Source organism: Priestia sp. JNUCC 25, assembly GCF_053667915.1.
The window spans coordinates 3706789-3725385 of sequence record NZ_CM132211.1 but is presented as its reverse complement, the minus strand read 5'-3'; the positions used below and the strand labels follow the sequence as shown (position 1 = coordinate 3725385).

The following is an 18597-nucleotide window of genomic DNA, read 5'->3' as shown; positions in this document are numbered from 1 at the left end:
AGAGCTTAATTACTGCTGCGCAAAGATTTAGATAAAATGCTCGCAATCGCTTTGCTGTGCTCAACCTGCGTTCTTTTGGACTCTTTTCGTTCAAGAGCTACTTTTTGAAGACTTTTTTCTTCTTCAGTTTGAGCAATAACTTGAGGAACGGGGGCAGGTTTCCCGTTTTCTAATGCAACAAAGGTAAGAAAAGAAGTAGCTGCAATACGCTTAATGCCCGTTAACAAATTTTCGGCAATCACTTTAACAAAAATAATCATAGAGCTTTTTCCTGTAACAACAACGAATGCTTCATATGAAATAAAATCTTCTTCGGTGACGGGTTCGATAAAGTCAACGTGATCAATGGAAGCCGTAACACACGACTTTCGGGAATGTTTAGCTGCTGAAAGAGAAGCCGTCATGTCCATGTCAGCGACAATTTTCCCCCCAAAAAGGGTGTGGTGATTATTTAGGTCATTTGGAAAAATGTGCTGTGATTTGACTACTCGTGAGACGCTGCAAAGTACTGCTTTTTCACTCATTGAAAACACTCCTTCAAACTGTTTATATGGTTTAATGTATGTTGACTACTTGTTCTTATGTATACAAGTTATAGAAAGCCTTTTCGTAAAAAGCTCTTCAAAAGCTTCTATATGGTAAAATAGAACAAATATGAAAGAGAGGATGAGAGCATGAACTTAACTCAATTTTCTAGAAGAAAATATACGGATTCCCCTACACCTTTAGAAAAGCTATCGGTTTTATCTCAGCAGTTAAATGGACCTTCAATTTATATGAAGCGCGATGATATGCTTGGACTGACAGAGGGCGGAAATAAGACGCGCAAGCTTGAATATTTAGTAGCTGATGCAAAGGCGCAAGGAGCAGACGTGCTTGTAACGTGCGGTGCGATACAATCCAATCACTGTCGTTTGACGCTCGCTGCGGCTGTAAAAGAGCAAATGAAATGCGTGCTCGTACTGGAAGAAGGGGAAAATAAAGCAAGCGATCAGCCAACAGGAAACTATTTTCTTTATCATTTATTAGGCGCTCATGACATGCGGTTTGTCGCTGAAGGTTCTGATTTGACAGCGGAAATGAAAAAAGTAGAGCGAGAGCTAATTGAAAAAGGTCATAAGCCTTATTTAATTCCAGTAGGAGGTTCGAATGTTATCGGTGCAACCGGATACGCTGCCTGTGCACAAGAGCTGCTTATGCAAAGCTATGAGCAGCAAATAAAGCTTAGCCACGTGGTTTGCACAAGCGGCAGCGGAGGCATGCACGCAGGATTAGTGGCAGGCTTTCAAGGTCTTCAAAGTGACGTATCTGTTATTGGAATGAATGTCAGTCGTGCTAAAGAAGAGCAAGAAGTAAAAGTTGCTAAGCTGACGAGTGAACTTTATGATCATTTGCATAGTAAAACGCCTTTTAAAAAAGAAGAGATTGTGTGTATGGATGAATACGTAGGTCCAGGGTATGCTGTTCCGACAGAAGAGATGGTGGAAGCAGTCAAACTTGTGGCCAGTACGGAAGGGATTTTATTGGATCCTGTGTATACAGGAAAAGCGATGGCTGGTCTAATTGATTTAATTCGAAAAGGTTATTTTAATAAGGATGAAAATGTAGTGTTCGTCCACTCAGGCGGTTCACCGGCTCTTTATGCCTATACATCATTTTTTTCATAAAAAAAGCAAGGGATTCGACTCCCTTGCTTTTTTAGTTTATATAGGAATAGTAAGTGAAAACGTTACTCCGGTGTCTGTATTTTCAGCCGTAATTGCTCCATCGTGCATCGTAACAATACGCTTTACAATGCTTAAGCCAATACCGAATTCACCGTTTGCTCCTTTTTTAAACGGTTCAAACAAGTGTTGAAGCACGCTTTGATCAATCGGCGGACCATCGTTGCTGATTGTACATTGAACGTTCGTTTGGTGTTTAGCAAGTGAAAGTGAAACCTTCGTCTCGGCATAGCGCAGCTGATTGTCGAGTACATTTTCAAGAACTTTTGTCCATAGCTCTTTGTCTCCTTTAATTGTTGCGTTTGCGTCGTCAAATTCCCACTGTATTTCAGGGCGCCTCCACCGCAAGCGATCCACTACTTCATGAAGAAGTGCAGTAAAATCAAAGTCATCTTGTGCAAGCTGATGAGTGGACATATAGTCAAGCTTGGTTAAGTAAAGCAAATCGCGGATTTTTTTCTCAAGATTTTTAGATTCATCCTCAATAACTTTTACCGTTTGAGATAAATCACCTTTTGGATAAATGCCGTCTTGAATCGACTGAGCGTAGCTTTGAATAACCATAACCGGTGTTTTTAAATCATGTGAAATATTTTGAAGCAGCGTTTGCTGTGCTTCATCTTTAGATACGAGCCTTTTGCGCATTTGCTCGATCGAGGCGCCTAGCTTGCCAATTTCATCGGAACGGTTGACTGTAACGGGCTCATGCCAATTTTGTTCGGCAATTTTTTTTACATCTTTTTCAAGCGATACAAGCGGCTTGCTTAAATATCTTGATAGCCAAATAGATGGAAGCCAGCTGAATAGAAATACAATTGAAATTACAAAAAGCAGCTGTTTAAACAGAGTAGAAGTGAGCGCGTTGCGATACGTATCCCACGAAAATGAAAGCAAAAAAGCAGGCTGTCCGTTTACGCTTACTTTTCGAATTACATAAAAAAGCGTCCGGTTGCCGAGATCTTTTTCATAGCGAGCGACGATTTTCCGCTGACTGATTGCATCTTCCTGTGCTTTTCTCAAAAAGTCTTGAGGCAACACCCGTGATGAAAAATAAGAGATATCCGCATGTTCAGGCAATAAAATATGATCCACGGTTCGATTGCCAAGTGTTGGTTCACTGTCTTCATTGCTAAAGTAGTATTCACCTGAGCGGCTTGGCAAGCCGTATTCTTTTAAAATATGCTGTTCATTTTCAATAGTGGTATAAATTTCATTTGTGAAGAACTGCCTGAGCGTCGTTGGGAATAAAATAGCGAGCAAAATTGAAATAAGCAGTAAAATACCGGAGATGACGAGCCAAATTTGAAATGCAAGCGACTTGTTTTTCATGCTTTCATCATCCGGTATCCGTATCCGTAAATCGTTTCAATTCGTGCTTGCGGCATTTTTTTACGCACGCGCCTTACTAAATCATCCACCACTCGGTCTGTGCCGAAATAATCTTCTCCCCAAATGAGATTCAGCAGCTGCTCCCGTGAAAAAGCCTGTCCAAGGTCTTTTGAGATAGTGACAAGAAAATCAAATTCTTTAGACGTTAAATCAATCGGCTTTCCATTTTCACTGACCGTACGGGTATGTAAATCGATTTCATAAGGAGTCAGCGTAATGGTATCGGTTTTCTTTTGATTGGAACCATATACGCGGTTTAGCAGTTTGTTTGCTCGAATAACTAGTTCACGAGGCAAAAAAGGCTTTGATAAATAGTCGTCGCTGCCCATTTCAAGCCCAAGAACCCGGTCAATATCGGCATCGCGGGCTGAGATGAAAATAACAGGCACATGTGGCGTTTGCTGCTTGATTTCGCGAATGAGCTGATACCCGTCAATGTCAGGCAGCATAATATCTAAAATCCACAGATGCGGAGGAGTTGCAATCATTTCTTTGGCGTCCGTGCCGTTAAAAAATGTGTGAACGTCCCAGCCTTCTTTTTGAAGGTAAAGGGTTAAAACTTCGTTTAAATTTTGTTCATCCTCTACTAAATATAGTGTAAAGCTCAAATTTGACACCTTCCTCTGAATATATGAAAATTAAGGTAAATAAAGCATATTACGCCATATATGCGCGTTTCTTTAAAGGTCTATGTACCCGCTATTATACTACGTGTTTGCTGTTATAAAGAAATTTTTCACAATTTCACACATTGTTTTGATACTTATCCCAAACTTTTATTTTATAGTATAGATAACATAAAATTTGCTACGTTAAAAGGAGTGTTTTTCATGGATCCACGTGATTATGAAAGAGAGCAAGAACGAAAAGAAGAATATGAAAACCGCCAGCAGCGCTATGATCAGTATCAGCCTGCGTCATCATCACAGCCTCCAAGAAGACGCTTATTTCCAGTGATTGCATCTTCTATCGCCGGAGCAGTGCTAGGGGGAGGAATTGTGCTATACGGTGCTCCGCAGCTGGGATTAATAGATTCAGCTGATACGCAAACAGCGAATCAAACAACGCAGACTCAAACCGCAACAACAACGAGCACCACGCCTCGAACAGTAAGCACAACCGTGAATCAGTCAGATCTTGTTTCAGTTGTAAATAAAGTATCAGCTGCTGTTGTAGGCGTGAACAATATTCAACAGCAAACAAATCCATTTTCTGGAGATACCCAAACGCAAGAAGCAGGAACGGGTTCCGGTGTTATTTTCAAAAAAGAAAATGGAAAAGCATACGTTGTGACCAATAACCATGTTATTGACGGCGCCAGCGAAGTAGAAGTGTCACTTTCAAACGGACAAAAAGAAAAAGCTAAGATTGTCGGAGCTGATGCGCTAACGGATTTAGCGGTGCTTGAGATGTCTGACAAAAATGTTGAACAAGTGGCGAAGTTCGGGAAATCATCGGATTTAGTAGCGGGTGAAACGGTGCTTGCAATCGGAAATCCTCTTGGTGAACAATTTTCTCGTACGGTCACACAAGGTATCGTGAGCGCAGCAAAACGCTCTGTCCCTATTTCAGAAAATTGGAACGTAGATGCAATTCAAACGGATGCGGCGATTAATCCAGGAAACAGCGGCGGTGCCTTGATCAATTCTTCCGGTGAAGTAGTCGGTATCAACAGTATGAAAATTTCAGAAGACAATGTAGAAGGCATCGGCTTTGCTCTTCCAAGTGATGAAGTGCAGCCGACGATTGAACAGCTGATGAAAAACGGAAAAATAACGCGTCCATATATGGGGGTAGGTCTTCAAGATGTAGGTCAGCTTTCAGCTGCAACAAAACAAAACCAGCTAGGCCTAACCAGCGATACGTCTGAAGGAGTTGTCGTAACGACGGTTGAACCATTCTCTTCTGCTTCTGATGCAGGTTTACAATCAAAAGACGTGATTGTTGCCATCGATGGAAATGAAGTCAAAACATCCAGTGATTTACGTCAATATCTATACACAAAACGTAAAGTAGGAGACACGGTAAAATTAGACGTGTATCGAAATGGAAAAAAACAAACTATTTCTCTGAAGCTTTCAGAGCAGCAGGATAACAATGGATGAGTTCAACACCGTTAAAGCTGCTGCTAGCAGTATTAACAGCGTTAGGATTTTTAACCGGCTGCGAAGGGAAGCATTCAAACACGATGTTTCCTTCTGTAGAAATTAGTCAGCTATCTTCTACCAAAGAACTGGCAGCGTATGAGGGAGGCAAGGTGACAGGAGCTGAATTCAACCGTTTTTTAGCCGTTGAAGGGTTCTTAAATCCAGATGCTCCGCTAAATGATACGAGCTACCGCAAAGAGTTATTGCGGCAGCTTGTTATGCAAAAAATCTTAATTTCGCATCTAAAGACAAGCGATAAAGTACAAAAACAAGTCGAGGATATGTGGAAGCAAATTAAACGCTCATATGACGAGGATACAAGAAAACAAGGTTATGAAGTGTTAAATATTCGTTCCAGTGATGTAACCAACCAGCTAACGAATCAGTTTAAATTAGAAGAATATTTTCGTAAACAAATTACGTCTGATGAACTAACTGCTTACTATAAACGTATTGAAAACGATCTAACGCGCGTATCTTTTACGCAGCTGGCTTTTTCCACTTTACATGATGCCGCTGCCGCTGCGGCTGAACTGCAAAAGGGAACATCGCTTCAGGACGTTCAAAAAAAATATGCTGATGTCCAGACAGTGAGCAAAATAGAGAATGCTGATAATCTAAAGCTTTCAAGTTTATCTCCCTCTTTTATAGATGTTTTAAAAAAACAGCACATCGGAGAGAGTAGTGAGCCCATTAAAATGGGTAAAGTCTATTATATTCTTATTTTAAAACAAAAAGATAAAAAAACGGAATCAGAAGTCAAAGAAGAAATGATGAAAGAACTTGTTTTGAATCATATCAACCGGTATATCCAGGATCAACTGCCAAGGTTTCACGTGACTTTCAACCTTAGGTAGTTCCCTTTTATATAGATTGATTGTTTTCAAAAAACAAGCAGGTAAAAGAGCTTTCTATTAATAGAGAGCTCTTTTACATTTTTAAGTAGACAGAAATGTCGGCACCTGATAAAATGAAGTTGTAAAACTTTCATTATTCGGAAAATTTATACCCTCCAGCTTTGGAGGGTTATTTTTTATGCTGTTGGACGAATAAAAGAGGCTGGGACAAAAGTAGTTTAATGGAAAGAAGATCCGAACGATGAATCGTTCGGATTTTTTCGTTAGTATGGTGAACGTATGTTTAATCTATTTATTTGGTTCTAGCTGTTGATTGGAGGGCAAGGCGAAGACTCCTGCGGAAAGCGAAGCCTGGCACAGAAATCAACAGCGGTGTCAAAAGTGATTCATACGAGCTTATTGATCCCATTGTTCGCTTTTAGATTGGACCGCTTTCGTTAGGTTTCAATCACTTTTCATCTTTTAAATGACTCAATAATGCAGGAGCCATCTCCACGTGAGAAAGGGCGATGTGTGAAATCGTTTTGGCATAAGGTGTAATTTCGTTAATAAATTGTTCGAGTACGTGCAGGTGAGGAAGCTGAAGCTTTGTAATAAAGCAGGCTTGCCCGGCGATTCGTTCACAGAATAAAGCGTAGGGATACTGAGAAATAAATCGTTTAAAACGCTCATGCTCTCCGTTTTTCATGGTTACTTCAATAAAACACGACACAGGCAAATGCAGCTTTTCATAATCAATATCGATCGTATATCCTTTTATAACGCCAAAGCTCTCTAGCTGCCTTACTCGCTCTGCCACCGAAGGAGGAGACAGGTTAATTTGTTTTCCTAGCTCTCGTAAGGAAAGGCGGCTGTTTTGCTGCAGCGCCTGCAAAATCGATAAATCAATTTCATCAATTTTCAATTGAAAACCTTCTTTCTCATTAACGTTTCATTTGATTAGTAATAGTAGATAAGATGTTTTATATGTAATCTGAAATTTCCATTTTTCTTACTATAATAATTAAAAAGGAGTGAGTAAAAAATGGCAAGAGTTTTGTTAGCAAACGAAGAGGGAACAAATTTTGAAAAAGCATTGAATTTAATTCCGCATGTAAAAAGATTGTATGATGAGCTTTACGACACGCTTTGGAACAGCGATATAGTAGAAAAAGAGACTAAGGAAAAAATTAGGCTTTATCTAGCAGGTGTTAACGGCTGTGAGACGTGTATGAGCATGTCATATGTAGGCGATGAGACGCTTAATCAAAAAGTGTTAAGAGAAAAAGAGCTGGAAGAAAAAGATCGATTACTGTTTCGATTTATTGATGTATACCGGGTGCGTCCAAGGGAGTTGACGGATGCTGATATGAATCAATTAAAGAAATTTTACAGTGATACGCAGCTGTTAGAGCTTTTGGCTGTTATTAATTTATTTGATCAATTTCACAAAATGATTGTCAGTTTAGATTTATATGATTTTTGCAGCTTGCAGGGCAAGTGAGATCTTCCCTAAAAATATCTTGACAGACAAAATCCACAGGAGTAAGATAGCTTTCGTGAAGTGAAACGCATCATGAATCGAATCGATTATTCTAAAAAATAGATCATAGACATTTGAATAAAAATCGCTTAATCCATTACGGAGCGGAGGACCCATTATTTACGCACATATTGTGCTCCGGGGTGAATCCTTAAAAAGGTAGGGTTACTCTTAAAACCCGAACCCGACAGCTAACTTCGCAAGCGTTTTGAGGGGGAAGAGTGTGGAAAAACACAGGAGCCTTCCTGTGTTTTTTTGCGCTTTTTTTAAGAAAAGGATGTAATTTTTTAGAAAAAGTATAAGCTAAGAGAACACACAGCAGTTGAAGAAAGGAATAAATACATTATGAAAAAACAGTTTGCTGTATTGGGATTAGGTCGTTTTGGAGGCAGTTTGGTTGAAGAGTTTGCTAATCTGGATGTGGATGTGCTCGCTATTGACCGCAATCAAGAGGTAGTAAATAAATTTAGCAACTCAGCTACATATGTTGTGCAAGCAAACGCGATTGATGAAGCTAGCTTAAAGGGGCTAGGTATCCGCAATGTTGATCATGCGCTTATTTCGTTTGGAGATGATATCGAAGCAAGCGTACTCGCAACCATGCTTTTAAAAGATATGGGCGTTAAGCAAGTATGGGTAAAGGCAGTGAATATGTATCATCAAAAAGTGCTCGAAAAAATAGGAGCGGACAAAGTTATTCATCCAGAGCGCGATATCGCTAAGCGTATTGCTCATCACGTGGTGTCAGAAAAAATCATTGATTACATTGAACTGTCAAAGGATTATAGTATTGTCGAAATTGTCGCCTCTAAGAAACTTCATAATAAAACGCTGTTTGATTTAAACATTCGTGCCAAGTACGGCTGCAATATTATCGGCTTTCAGCGAAAAGACGGGGAAATGGTTATTTCGCCTACCGCACATGAAATAATTGAACAAGGAGATATGCTGATTGTTATCGGACATAATCGCGATTTGAACCGTTTTGAAGAAGAAGGAGTTTAACTCATGAAAAAACAAATCATTAAACTTACCCCTCCGCAGCTGCTTGTCTCTATTTTTGGAGGAGGAATTATTATTGGTGCTTTTCTATTGATGATGCCTTTTTCTACTACTGAGCCAATCCGGTGGGTAGACGCCCTTTTTACATCTACTTCCGCTATGACAGTGACCGGCTTAGCCGTCGTAGATACAGGTACACGTTTTACCGTTATCGGTCAAACGATCATTATGCTGTTAATTCAAATAGGCGGTCTTGGCATTATGTCATTTGCCGTGTTGATTTTTATGATGCTAGGTAAAAAAATTGGATTTAAAGAGCGTATGCTCGTTCAGCAGGCCTTAAATCAGACGAGCGTCGGCGGAGTTGTGCTGCTAGTTAAAAGGCTGTTTATCTTTTCATTTTTAATTGAGTTTGTTGCACTTATCTTCTTAGCAATACGCTGGGTTCCGGAATTCGGATGGTCTAAGGGATTGTTCTTTAGCTTGTTTCATTCGATTTCTGCTTTTAATAACGCAGGGTTTGGACTGCTGTCTGATAACTTAGTTCAGTATGTAGGAGACCCTATTATTAACATAACAATTTCTTTTCTGTTCATTATTGGCGGGTTAGGGTTTACCGTCCTTGCTGATATGTGGGTGAAAAAATCGTACAAAAAACTAACGCTGCATTCAAAAATTATGATTATCAGCACGTTTGCGATTAACGTGACTGCAATGCTTTTTATTTTTTTCTTAGAGTACGGCAATTCACATACGCTTGGAAATTTATCATTAGGGGACAAAGCATGGGCGTCTTATTTTCAAGCAGTAACGACAAGAACCGCTGGATTTAATACGATTGATTTAGCTCACCTGCATGACGCAACGGTGTTTTTAATGGTTTTATTAATGTTTATTGGTGCAGGAAGTGCGTCAACGGGAGGCGGTATCAAACTAACAACGTTTGTGGTAATTATTTTTTCAGTATGGGCATTTTTACGAAGCAGGGAAGATATTGTGCTCCTAAAGAGAAGGCTCCTTCCCCTTCACGTGTTTAAGGCGCTAGCCATCACGATGATTTCAATTATGTTTGTGTTTGGGGCCATTTTCCTGTTAAATATTTCGGAAAACCTGCCGTTTGTAAAAATTATGTTTGAAGTTGTTTCTGCGTTTGGAACAGTAGGTTTATCGATGGGAGCCACTCCTGAACTTTCGTACTTTGGGCGCGTGATTATTATCTTTATCATGTTTTTAGGAAAAGTGGGGCCATTAACGCTTGCATTTTCATTATCAAAACAGAAGAGAGAAGCTGTACGATACCCAAACGAAGATATTATGCTAGGGTAAGAAAAATCGCCTCCAAGGAGGCGGTTTTTTATGTTATTTATATATTCAAGACATATAAGAGGTTACGCACAAAACAGTTGCGATGAATAAAAAGAAGGCAAAGACAAGAACAATGGGCAATTTGGAATGTCGGCGCATTAAAGGTCCCCCTTTTTTATAGTAAAAAATCTCTTACTATATATAACGAAAGAAACAAAAATATGATTCACTTTTTTAGCGAAATTTGAAGGTTTTTCTCATGAAAATCCACACCCCTGTCCTAAACATTTTGCCAAGCTGTTGCATACACTAAAAGCAGATAACAGGAAGTGAGGGATGATACGTGGAAAAACAAAGTTTTGCGTTAATCGTTGTGTTATTTGTTTTACTTGTTATTGTAGGTGCGTCTGGCTTTCACTTTTAAATGTTAGTTCTTTATTTGCGCATAGCCCCTGTTAAGAAGGGCATACTAGGCGGAAGTGAAAACCAAAAATTTCTTCAATATTGCCGAACAATGAGTTCCTCTACTCATTTATCTAATCGGTATGTAGCCATGCGAAAGCATGGTTTTTTTGTCGCAAGAGGATGAATGATGTTCATCCTCTTTAGAAATTAATAGTAGCAAGAACACCCTACGATTACTAATAAAATAAATAAAACAACGATAAATGAAAAACCAAAACCGCCTTTTGCACCCATATGTGTAACCTCCTTTAATAAAATTCTCTATATCCTATGTACTAATTGGGTTAAGTGATTAAGAAATTTGCCTATTTTTTAACGGTAACGATCTTTTGAGAAAAATGAAGAACACTTACTTTTTTCATTTGTGCAGAAATCCTTTATGATAAAGAGGAAAAGGAGGGCAAAGTGGTGGGAATACATGTAGAATACGTCATGAATCAGCTAGAAGAGGGTAAGTGGAAAGAGATCAAACGCGAAATTCAACAAGAAATGAAGAAAAAACCTCAAGCATCTGATTTGTACTGTTACTTAGCAGTTTGTTTAGCAAAGCAAATCGAAGAATCAATTATTTTTGAAAAAATGGTATTGAATTTAGAAATGGACCGAGCTCTTCATCAGGCATTAACATTAGATCCATCTTCAAGCTTGGCGCACTTCGTTCGAGGAATAAAATACCGGGAAACTCCGCTTATGTTTGGAGGGAATTACGAAAAATCGCTGTCTTATTTGCAGCGGGCGCAAGATCTTGGTTTTGGAGGGATTATGCTGCCGCTCGAACTCGCCAAAACCTATATTCAATTAAAAGAAATGGAAAAAGCGAAAGAACAAATCGCCTATGCCAGGGAAATCAATCCTACTCACGCGGATATTAAAAAAGTCGAAGACATGCTGCAAACAGGACGGTGAATCAAAAGTCCTGTTTTATTTTTGGTTTTCAGGAAACATATGCTGATTTTCATAAAGAATTGCTTTTTATATAACAATAAGAATATTTATAGAAATTTTAAGAAGTGCATGTAAGTCCAACGACTTCTTAACTGCTAGATTTTCTACATTATTAGAGCGTTCAGTCTACATAATTCCAAAAATAGTAAGAAACTATCAGCCTATGGATAAATTGTTAGAAAATATAGATAATTGTAGATGGATAGAGAGAAAAGTTAAACATGCGACTAACTAAAAAAGCAAAGGTCTGATTTACTTTGCTTTTTATTTATACACATATGTAAAAAATATCATAATAAACCAATTTATTCTTTGTGAAATCCATCGTTTCAGACGATGTAAAATAATGTATTTGAAGGAGGAGACCCAGATGAAGGTTATGAAGATGTTGGTTATTGCATTATTTAGTTTAAGTTTAGTTGTCACACCAGCTGCTGCTGAAGTTCCGGGTGTCGACCATTCAATGAAACGAGGTGCTACACAAGGAATTGTAGCGGCATCTCACCCGCTGGCTGCTGAAGCGGGAAGGAAAGTTTTAGCTGAAGGCGGAAACGCTGTGGATGCGGCAGCTGCCATTCAATTATCTCTAAACGTTGTGGAACCGATGATGTCAGGTATCGGTGGCGGCGGCTTTATGATGATTTATGAAAAAAAGAAAGATAAAATTACGATGCTAGACAGCCGTGAAATGGCACCAGCTGATGTCACGCCTAAGCTGTTTTTAGATTCAAAAGCAAAAGTCATCCCTTTCAGTAAGCGTCACATAACAGGAAAAGCAGTTGGAGTTCCTGGTACGCTAAAAGGAGTAGAAACAGCCCTTAAAGATTATGGAACAATGGACTTATCAGATATTATTAAACCAGCTATTACTCAAGCAGAACAAGGAATCAAAGTAAATTGGTCGATGGCTCAGTACATTGATGAAAATGTGGACAAGCTTGAAAGATACCAAACGGCCGGTAGTGTATTCGTGCCGAATGGCAAGCCATTAAAAGAAGGAGATAAGCTTGTTCAGCCGGATCTTGCTAAAACATTAAAGCTTATTCAAAAAGAAGGATCAGACGCTCTTTATAAAGGAGAAATTGGAAAAGCGCTTGTTAAAGAAGTTCAAAAACGCGATGGAAGCATGACTATGGATGATTTGAAAAATTACGTTGTAAAAGAACGTGAGCCGGTCAAAACAACTTACCGAGGCTACGATGTGGTTAGTGCGGCTCCTCCTAGCTCCGGCGGATTAACCGTGCAGCAGATTTTAAAGCTAATGGAAGGTTATGATGTAGAAAAAATGGGTTCCAATACGCCTCAGTATTTGCAGCATTTAACGGAAGCGATGCACTTAGCTTTCGCGGACCGCGCGGCGTATATGGCAGATGAAGACTTTTACGAAGTGCCGAAAAAAGGACTGTTAGATGAAGATTATATTAAAGAACGTCGTAAATTAATTAATCCAAACAAAGCAACGCCTAATGTCAAAGAAGGAGACCCTTGGAAATATGAAGGAAAAGAAAACCCAAATAAAGCAACAGTAAAGGAAGAAAATCCAATCGGCCAAACGACTCATTTCTCTGTTGTAGACAAATGGGGAAACATGGTTTCTTACACGACTACCATTGAACAAGTTTTTGGTTCAGGAATTATGGTTCCTGACTACGGATTTATGCTCAACAATGAAATGACGGATTTTGATGCCACTCCGGGAGGCGTGAATCAGGTTGAGCCTAAAAAACGTCCTCGAAGCAGTATGTCTCCAACGATGCTGTTAAAAGACGGAAAGCCGTTCATGGCAATTGGTTCACCGGGAGGCCCAACCATTATTGCGTCTGTAGCAGAAACGATTATGAATGTTATTGACCATAAGATGCCGATTCAAAAAGCGATCTTAACACCTCGTATTTATTCAGGCGGCTATCCAACCGTAAGATGGGAACCTGGCTTTAGCCAAGATACAATTCTTGAAATGATGGCTAAAGGACATGCGTTTGAAGAAAAGCCTGAGCATATTGGAAACGTTCAAGCGGTTATCTATGACTATGAAACAGGGAAAATGTACGGAGGCGCTGATAATACGCGCCAAGGCACGGTATTAGGAGTAGACGCAATTAAATATGTATCCAAACAGCCAAAACCAATTAAAGAAGAGAAAAAAGGAGAGTTTACAGTTGAAGTCAACCGTGCCGTTTATCCATTTACTGATAAGCAAGTGAAGCTGATTGATGGAAAGCCTTACGTTCAGTCCGATCGCCTACTGTTAGGCTTAGGCGTCATTGATTCGAGTGATTTAAAGCTATATAAACCAAATCATCACTCTTATTTATCAGTTATCAAAGTAGCAAAATCCCTTGGCTACAAAGTGAAATGGGACGAAGAAAAGAAAGTGGTCTCATTAGAAAAAGATCCTGGTGAAGACGATGCCGGCGATGATGAAGACGGAGACGTTATTACAAATTAAAAAAGAGACTGGGACAAAAGTATTTTAGGTGAAAGAAAATCCGAACGATGAATTGAGATTCTTGATGGAGAATCCAACTCGTTCGGATTTTTTTTATTGCTATGGTGACCATAGTTTTCGTCTATGTAGTTGCTTCTAGCTGTTGATTAGAGAGCAAGGCTCACCTAGTCCGCGGAAAGCGAAGCCTTGCACTGAAATCAACAGTTGTTCATCTTTAGATTGAATGGATTTTGTTATGTCGCAATCTCTTTTTTATGAAAGCAAATATAATTGGCGATTTTAAACGAAACGACAAAAAAGTTTGCACGTTTTGCCAAAAAGTTGTAGAAATCGACAGTTTTTTTGGCGTATGTAAGAAAACTCGTGATAAAAAGACTGATAGAATGCTACAAACAAAGTTGGCATCATTTTTGCATAAGAAATAGATGAGGGGCTGTATCAATGAAAAAAATACATAGTTAAATAAACACCTATGTTTACTTCACACAAAATAAAATGCAACGGAGGTATAGAAAATGAAAAAAGACATTTCAATTATCGGTGTACCCATGGATTACGGACAAACAAGAAGGGGTGTAGACATGGGGCCGAGCGCGATTCGCTATGCAGGCATGAATACACGCTTAGAAGCTCTTGGCTATACCGTACACGATGAAGGGGATATTAAAGTAGAAATTAAAGAGCGGGCAGACGTAGATAAAAATACGAATTTGAAAAACTTAGCGGCTGTAGCCAGCGGAAATGAACAGCTTGCTGCAAGAGTTGAAGAAGTAAGAGAGCAAGACCGCTTTCCGTTAATATTAGGCGGAGACCACAGCATTGCGATTGGAACGCTTGCAGGAGTCGCGAAAGGTTCAGAAAATTTAGGCGTTATTTGGTATGATGCTCATGGTGATTTAAACACAGCTGAAACATCTCCATCAGGCAACATTCACGGCATGCCGTTAGCGGTGAGCTTGGGTATTGGACATCCTGTACTTTTAAATATTGGAGGGTATACCCCAAAAATTAAACCTGAAAATCTAGTTATTATCGGTGCACGCTCATTGGATGATGGTGAAAAAGAGTTAATTAAAGAAAAAGGAATTAAAGTGTATACCATGCATGAAATTGATCGTTTAGGTATGACGCAAGTGATGAAAGAAACGATTGATTATTTAAGCGGTACAGACGGCGTGCACCTGTCGCTGGACTTAGACGGCTTAGATCCGGATGATGCACCAGGCGTAGGTACACCTGTAAAAGGCGGCATCAGCTACCGAGAAAGTCATTTAGCAATGGAAATGCTAGCGGAAGCAGACATGGTGACATCTGCTGAATTTGTAGAAGTGAACCCCATTTTAGATCAGCATAACAAAACTGCAGAAGTAGCGGTTGCGTTAATGAGTTCATTGTTTGGCGATAAGCTTTTATAAGAAAGAGCTACTTACAGGTATCGTGTAGAAGAAAATCTATTATGATCCAATAAACGGTCATGCAGGGTTAATCGGCTGCCATCCTCGCTACGGGGCTGGCGCCATTTGAAAAACATCCGGCACTAATGGACTTCAGCCATGAAGAGCTACCCAGTAAGCGGCTATAAAAACAAAATAAACCTAAAAAAATGAAAGCGATTTCATTTTTATGCAGCAAAGGGAGGAAATGGGATGAATATTCCACAGGGACAGCCAGGAGAATTAAAAAGAACGATGAAAACAAGGCATCTTTTTATGATATCACTAGGAGGATGTATTGGTACCGGTTTTTTCCTTGGTTCAGGTTATACCATCAATGAAGCAGGTCCGATGGGAGCAATGATTTCCTACTTAGTAGGAGGGATCATTATGTATCTAACGATGCTGTGTCTTGGAGAATTATCCGTTGCTATGCCAGTTGCAGGATCGTTTCAAACATACTCCACTAAATTTATCGGCCCTGCAACCGGTTTTGCGATTGGATGGCTGTACTGGCTAGGATGGGCAGTAACGGTGGCACTTGAGTTCTTAGCTGCCGGACAATTAATGCAAAGATGGTTCCCAGACTCGCCCGTTTGGTTATGGTGCGCCATTTTTGGAGCGTTAATTTTTTCACTAAATGCACTTTCAGCTAAAGCATTTGGTGAAACAGAATTTTGGTTTTCAAGCATTAAAATTTTCGCCATCATTATGTTTATTGTTGTAGGTGGAGCGGCAATGTTTGGACTCATTGATATGAAAAGCGGACAGGAAGCACCCCTTCTATCAAACTTCTTTGCCGAAGGGCTGTTTCCAAATGGCGTAACGGCTTTGCTGATCACAATGATTACGGTGAACTTTTCGTTTCAAGGAACAGAATTGATTGGAATTGCGGCAGGAGAAAGTGAAAATCCGGAAAAAACAATTCCAAAAGCGATCAAGCAAACGGTTTGGCGTACGCTTTTCTTTTTTGTCTTATCCGTGTTTGTCCTAGCAAGCATGATTCCTCGTGAAAAAGCAGGTGTCGTAGAAAGCCCGTTTGTTGTTGTGTTAGACAGTGTAGGTGTACCTTACGCGGCGGATATTATGAACTTTATCATTTTAACAGCTCTTCTTTCAGTCGCAAACTCTGGATTTTACGCGGCTACACGTATGCTTTATTCTCTTTCAAGAGAAGGAATGGCAAGTCCTGCGCTTGGAAAAGTTAACAAAAGAGGAGTTCCATTTAATGCACTATTAATTACGCTTGTGATTTCATGTTTTTCTCTGCTTTCAAGCGTAGTGGCAGCTAAAACCGTTTTTGTGTGGCTGATTTCACTCGCTGGACTCGGCGCTCAAATTGGCTGGATTGCGATTACAGCTTCACTGCTTGCGTTTCGTCGTGCTTACGTGGCTAAAGGTGGAAAAGTGGAAGATCTCAAATTTAGAACACCTCTTTATCCGGTTCTTCCTATCGTAGCGCTTATTACGAACTGTATCGTTATGATCAGTCTTGCGTTTGATCCCGAGCAGCGAATGGCGTTATACTGCGGAGGTATTTTCTTTATAGGCTGCTATGTTTATTATTATTTGAAAATTCGAAAACAAAATCAGTCAAAACAAGAGCAAGAAGTTCAGCTTGCGGAAAATAAACGAATGATTATTTAACATAAAAACCCGGAAAATCACGATTTTCCGGGTTTTTTATATACTCGTTTTTAGCTATCCAGTGTTGTCTCTTCATTTTTACGGCGGCGAAGTCTCCATAGCGTGATAAGGACAGCCAGTGTAAGAACAATACCGCTGCCGAGCAGGATATGACTCACTGTTTTATCCTGCTTTTTTTGGCCTTGTTCAAAATATTTCTTGTACATTGCCACCGCAGCTTTATTTTGCTTGTGTTTTTTCGGAACGCTCATTTCTTTTCCGAGCTTCCAGCCGTCTTTATAAGCTTTTTGCTGCAAAGGTTTCACGTCTTTATTCGAATAAAAGCCTGCTTTGTACCATTTTTCTAGTTCGGGCTTGTCCTGAAGATTTTTAGGCGCTCTATAGGTCTGATAAGTGAAAGCTGAGTCGTACCCGTCTGCTTTTACGTCTTTTTGCTTTTGTTTCTGTCCTTTTTCATATCCTTGCTCAAAGGCTGTTTGCAATTCGCCTTCTGCTTCTGCAGGTACTTCTAATGAAAGGTCGTGATAGCCTTGTACGTAGCCCTGCTTTTCAAACTGCTTTTTTTGCTGCTTCAGCACTTCGGCTTGAGCGGTTTCAAAGCCTTCTGTAAAAGCCTGACGTGTGACATCCTCATCATCATACATGCTCGGAACACTCATTGAATCATTTTCAAGACCTTGGTCATAGCCTTCTTTTTTTGCTTTAACAGATAAGTCCATTAAAGAAATAGCTTTTTTGTAGCCTTGAACATACCCTTTATTCCAGTCGGATGACTTAGAAGGGAAAGGGTCGATTTCTGATTGAATAGTAGCATGTTTGTAATCAAGGACGCCTTGCTGATAGCCTTCCTCTTCGCCGGCAGCCATTTCATTTTCTTGTTCAGTCTTAAGTTCTTCCTCTTTTTGCTGCTGTCCTTTTTTATATCCTACCGTATACCCCATCATAAACCACGTGAATTCTTCAGAAGATTTGTCCAGTCCTGTTGTTTGATCAAACTGTTCAAATTTTTTCTCTGCGTATCCATCTTCTTCTCCAAGCGAATAGCCTTCTTGATAGAGAGAGTCAAAAATAGCTTTTACATCTTCAGCTGTATCCACGTCTGTTGACTGGTCCAAAACGTCGGAAGAGGAATCCGGGGAATCAGGAGTAGCATTAGAAGGGATGGGATCACTTGCAAGAATAAGTAAGCAAGCTGTACTAATAACGGCTAATTTTTTTTTCATCATTTCTTCACCTTTTAGTTCAAAGTCAATGTTTATTTTGTAGTTTAAGCGTACAGCTTTCTATGTAGAAAGGCGTGTAAAAGTTTTTCCAATTATGAAAATTATAACATTTAAATGAGAAGGAGAATAGGTGGTAAAAAGGAGAAATATGTGTTTTTTACGGAGTTTTATTTTTGTCGCTGTTTTGCTTTTTTCACTTTAAATGAACGATAAAACACTTCAGCTACAAAACAGAACAAAAGGAAAAAAAGGACAAATAGTTCAGCGAACTCCATAACACGAAACGGACTGTAGGCATTTTGCAAGGCCATGGAAAAACTAAATCCTTGCATCATATCCACTCCGAGAGAAAATCCCATTAAGCATCCTAACAGCAAAGCTGATATCCAAACGATTTTCATACGTCTCACTCTCCGTTTTTGTTTTTTTCTTAAAAACATTCTACCGATAGTTTTTGTTATTTTTTTTGTCTTACGCTTTGATTGCTCT

General features: G+C 39.5%; 18 protein-coding genes and 1 riboswitch. Of the genes, 11 read left to right on the top strand and 7 right to left on the bottom strand.

Translation table 11 applies throughout. The annotated features are described in order from the left end of the window. Nucleotides 1–5: 5 nt before the first annotated feature. Nucleotides 6–524: an acyl-CoA thioesterase gene (locus JNUCC25_RS19640; RefSeq protein WP_064472044.1), complete on the bottom strand. Its 519-nt coding sequence runs from the start codon at nt 522–524 to the stop codon at nt 6–8. 150 nt (nt 525–674) lie between these two features. Here JNUCC25_RS19640 and JNUCC25_RS19635 point away from each other — a divergent pair, with 150 nt between their 5' ends. After that, nucleotides 675–1667: a D-cysteate sulfo-lyase gene (locus JNUCC25_RS19635; protein ID WP_029323805.1), complete on the top strand. Its 993-nt coding sequence runs from the start codon at nt 675–677 to the stop codon at nt 1665–1667. 36 nt (nt 1668–1703) lie between these two features. Here the strand turns inward: JNUCC25_RS19635 and JNUCC25_RS19630 are convergent, their stop codons facing one another. Continuing rightward, nucleotides 1704–3053, bottom strand: a complete 1350-nt coding sequence (locus tag JNUCC25_RS19630; protein ID WP_013058598.1) for a sensor histidine kinase — start codon at nt 3051–3053, stop codon at nt 1704–1706. Continuing rightward, nucleotides 3050–3721 carry a response regulator transcription factor gene (locus JNUCC25_RS19625; protein WP_029323803.1) on the bottom strand — a complete coding sequence of 224 codons (672 nt, stop codon included), beginning with the start codon at nt 3719–3721 and terminating at the stop codon, nt 3050–3052. The genes JNUCC25_RS19630 and JNUCC25_RS19625 overlap by 4 nt, the downstream gene beginning before the upstream one ends. A gap of 222 nt (nt 3722–3943) precedes the next feature. Between JNUCC25_RS19625 and JNUCC25_RS19620 the strand changes: the two genes are divergently transcribed. Both JNUCC25_RS19620 and JNUCC25_RS19615 read left to right on the top strand, forming a co-directional pair. After that, nucleotides 3944–5218, top strand: coding sequence for a S1C family serine protease (locus JNUCC25_RS19620; RefSeq protein WP_013058596.1), 1275 nt, complete (start codon nt 3944–3946; stop codon nt 5216–5218). Further along, complete coding sequence (locus JNUCC25_RS19615) at nt 5215–6117, top strand: peptidyl-prolyl cis-trans isomerase (RefSeq protein ID WP_013058595.1); 903 nt, start codon at nt 5215–5217, stop codon at nt 6115–6117. Before JNUCC25_RS19620 ends, JNUCC25_RS19615 begins: the two co-directional genes overlap by 4 nt. 448 nt (nt 6118–6565) lie before the next feature. Here JNUCC25_RS19615 and JNUCC25_RS19610 read toward each other — a convergent pair whose 3' ends face one another. After that, nucleotides 6566–7021, bottom strand: coding sequence for an Lrp/AsnC family transcriptional regulator (locus tag JNUCC25_RS19610; protein WP_013058593.1), 456 nt, complete (start codon nt 7019–7021; stop codon nt 6566–6568). A gap of 120 nt (nt 7022–7141) precedes the next feature. On the opposite strand from JNUCC25_RS19610, the gene JNUCC25_RS19605 reads away from it, so the two are divergent. The 4 genes from JNUCC25_RS19605 (at nt 7142) to JNUCC25_RS19590 (ending at nt 10370) form a co-directional block, all read left to right on the top strand. Then, nucleotides 7142–7600: a carboxymuconolactone decarboxylase family protein gene (locus JNUCC25_RS19605; protein ID WP_013084575.1), complete on the top strand. Its 459-nt coding sequence runs from the start codon at nt 7142–7144 to the stop codon at nt 7598–7600. A 115-nt stretch (nt 7601–7715) separates the two neighbouring features. Continuing rightward, nucleotides 7716–7860, top strand: a riboswitch (cyclic di-AMP (ydaO/yuaA leader). Between the two features lie 124 nt (nt 7861–7984). Then, the gene (locus JNUCC25_RS19600; RefSeq protein WP_013058591.1) at nt 7985–8644 is read left to right on the top strand and encodes a potassium channel family protein; all 660 of its coding nucleotides are present in this window, start codon (nt 7985–7987) and stop codon (nt 8642–8644) included. A gap of 3 nt (nt 8645–8647) precedes the next feature. Beyond that, nucleotides 8648–9967 carry a TrkH family potassium uptake protein gene (locus JNUCC25_RS19595; protein WP_029323798.1) on the top strand — a complete coding sequence of 440 codons (1320 nt, stop codon included), beginning with the start codon at nt 8648–8650 and terminating at the stop codon, nt 9965–9967. Between the two features lie 322 nt (nt 9968–10289). Further along, on the top strand, nt 10290–10370 hold the full coding sequence (locus tag JNUCC25_RS19590; protein WP_078082107.1) for a YjcZ family sporulation protein: 81 nt from the start codon (nt 10290–10292) through the stop codon (nt 10368–10370). Between the two features lie 188 nt (nt 10371–10558). Here the strand turns inward: JNUCC25_RS19590 and JNUCC25_RS19585 are convergent, their stop codons facing one another. Then, nucleotides 10559–10645, bottom strand: a complete 87-nt coding sequence (locus JNUCC25_RS19585) for a YjcZ family sporulation protein (protein ID WP_016765201.1) — start codon at nt 10643–10645, stop codon at nt 10559–10561. A 174-nt stretch (nt 10646–10819) separates the two neighbouring features. Here JNUCC25_RS19585 and JNUCC25_RS19580 point away from each other — a divergent pair, with 174 nt between their 5' ends. From JNUCC25_RS19580 to JNUCC25_RS19565, 4 genes are all read left to right on the top strand, one after another. Continuing rightward, nucleotides 10820–11317, top strand: coding sequence for a tetratricopeptide repeat protein (locus JNUCC25_RS19580; protein WP_223268976.1), 498 nt, complete (start codon nt 10820–10822; stop codon nt 11315–11317). Between the two features lie 409 nt (nt 11318–11726). Further along, nucleotides 11727–13805, top strand: a complete 2079-nt coding sequence (gene ggt, locus JNUCC25_RS19575) for a gamma-glutamyltransferase (RefSeq protein WP_454222351.1) — start codon at nt 11727–11729, stop codon at nt 13803–13805. Nucleotides 13806–14320: 515 nt separating this feature from the next. Further along, nucleotides 14321–15220 carry an arginase gene (gene rocF, locus JNUCC25_RS19570; RefSeq protein WP_013058586.1) on the top strand — a complete coding sequence of 300 codons (900 nt, stop codon included), beginning with the start codon at nt 14321–14323 and terminating at the stop codon, nt 15218–15220. Nucleotides 15221–15451: 231 nt separating this feature from the next. Further along, the gene (locus JNUCC25_RS19565; protein ID WP_029323791.1) at nt 15452–16885 is read left to right on the top strand and encodes an amino acid permease; all 1434 of its coding nucleotides are present in this window, start codon (nt 15452–15454) and stop codon (nt 16883–16885) included. Between the two features lie 50 nt (nt 16886–16935). On the opposite strand, the gene JNUCC25_RS19560 is transcribed toward JNUCC25_RS19565, so the two are convergent. After that, nucleotides 16936–18108, bottom strand: coding sequence for a hypothetical protein (locus JNUCC25_RS19560; RefSeq protein ID WP_253880626.1), 1173 nt, complete (start codon nt 18106–18108; stop codon nt 16936–16938). Nucleotides 18109–18275: 167 nt separating this feature from the next. Continuing rightward, nucleotides 18276–18509, bottom strand: a complete 234-nt coding sequence (locus tag JNUCC25_RS19555; protein ID WP_029323788.1) for a hypothetical protein — start codon at nt 18507–18509, stop codon at nt 18276–18278. Between the last annotated feature and the right edge of the window lie 88 nt (nt 18510–18597).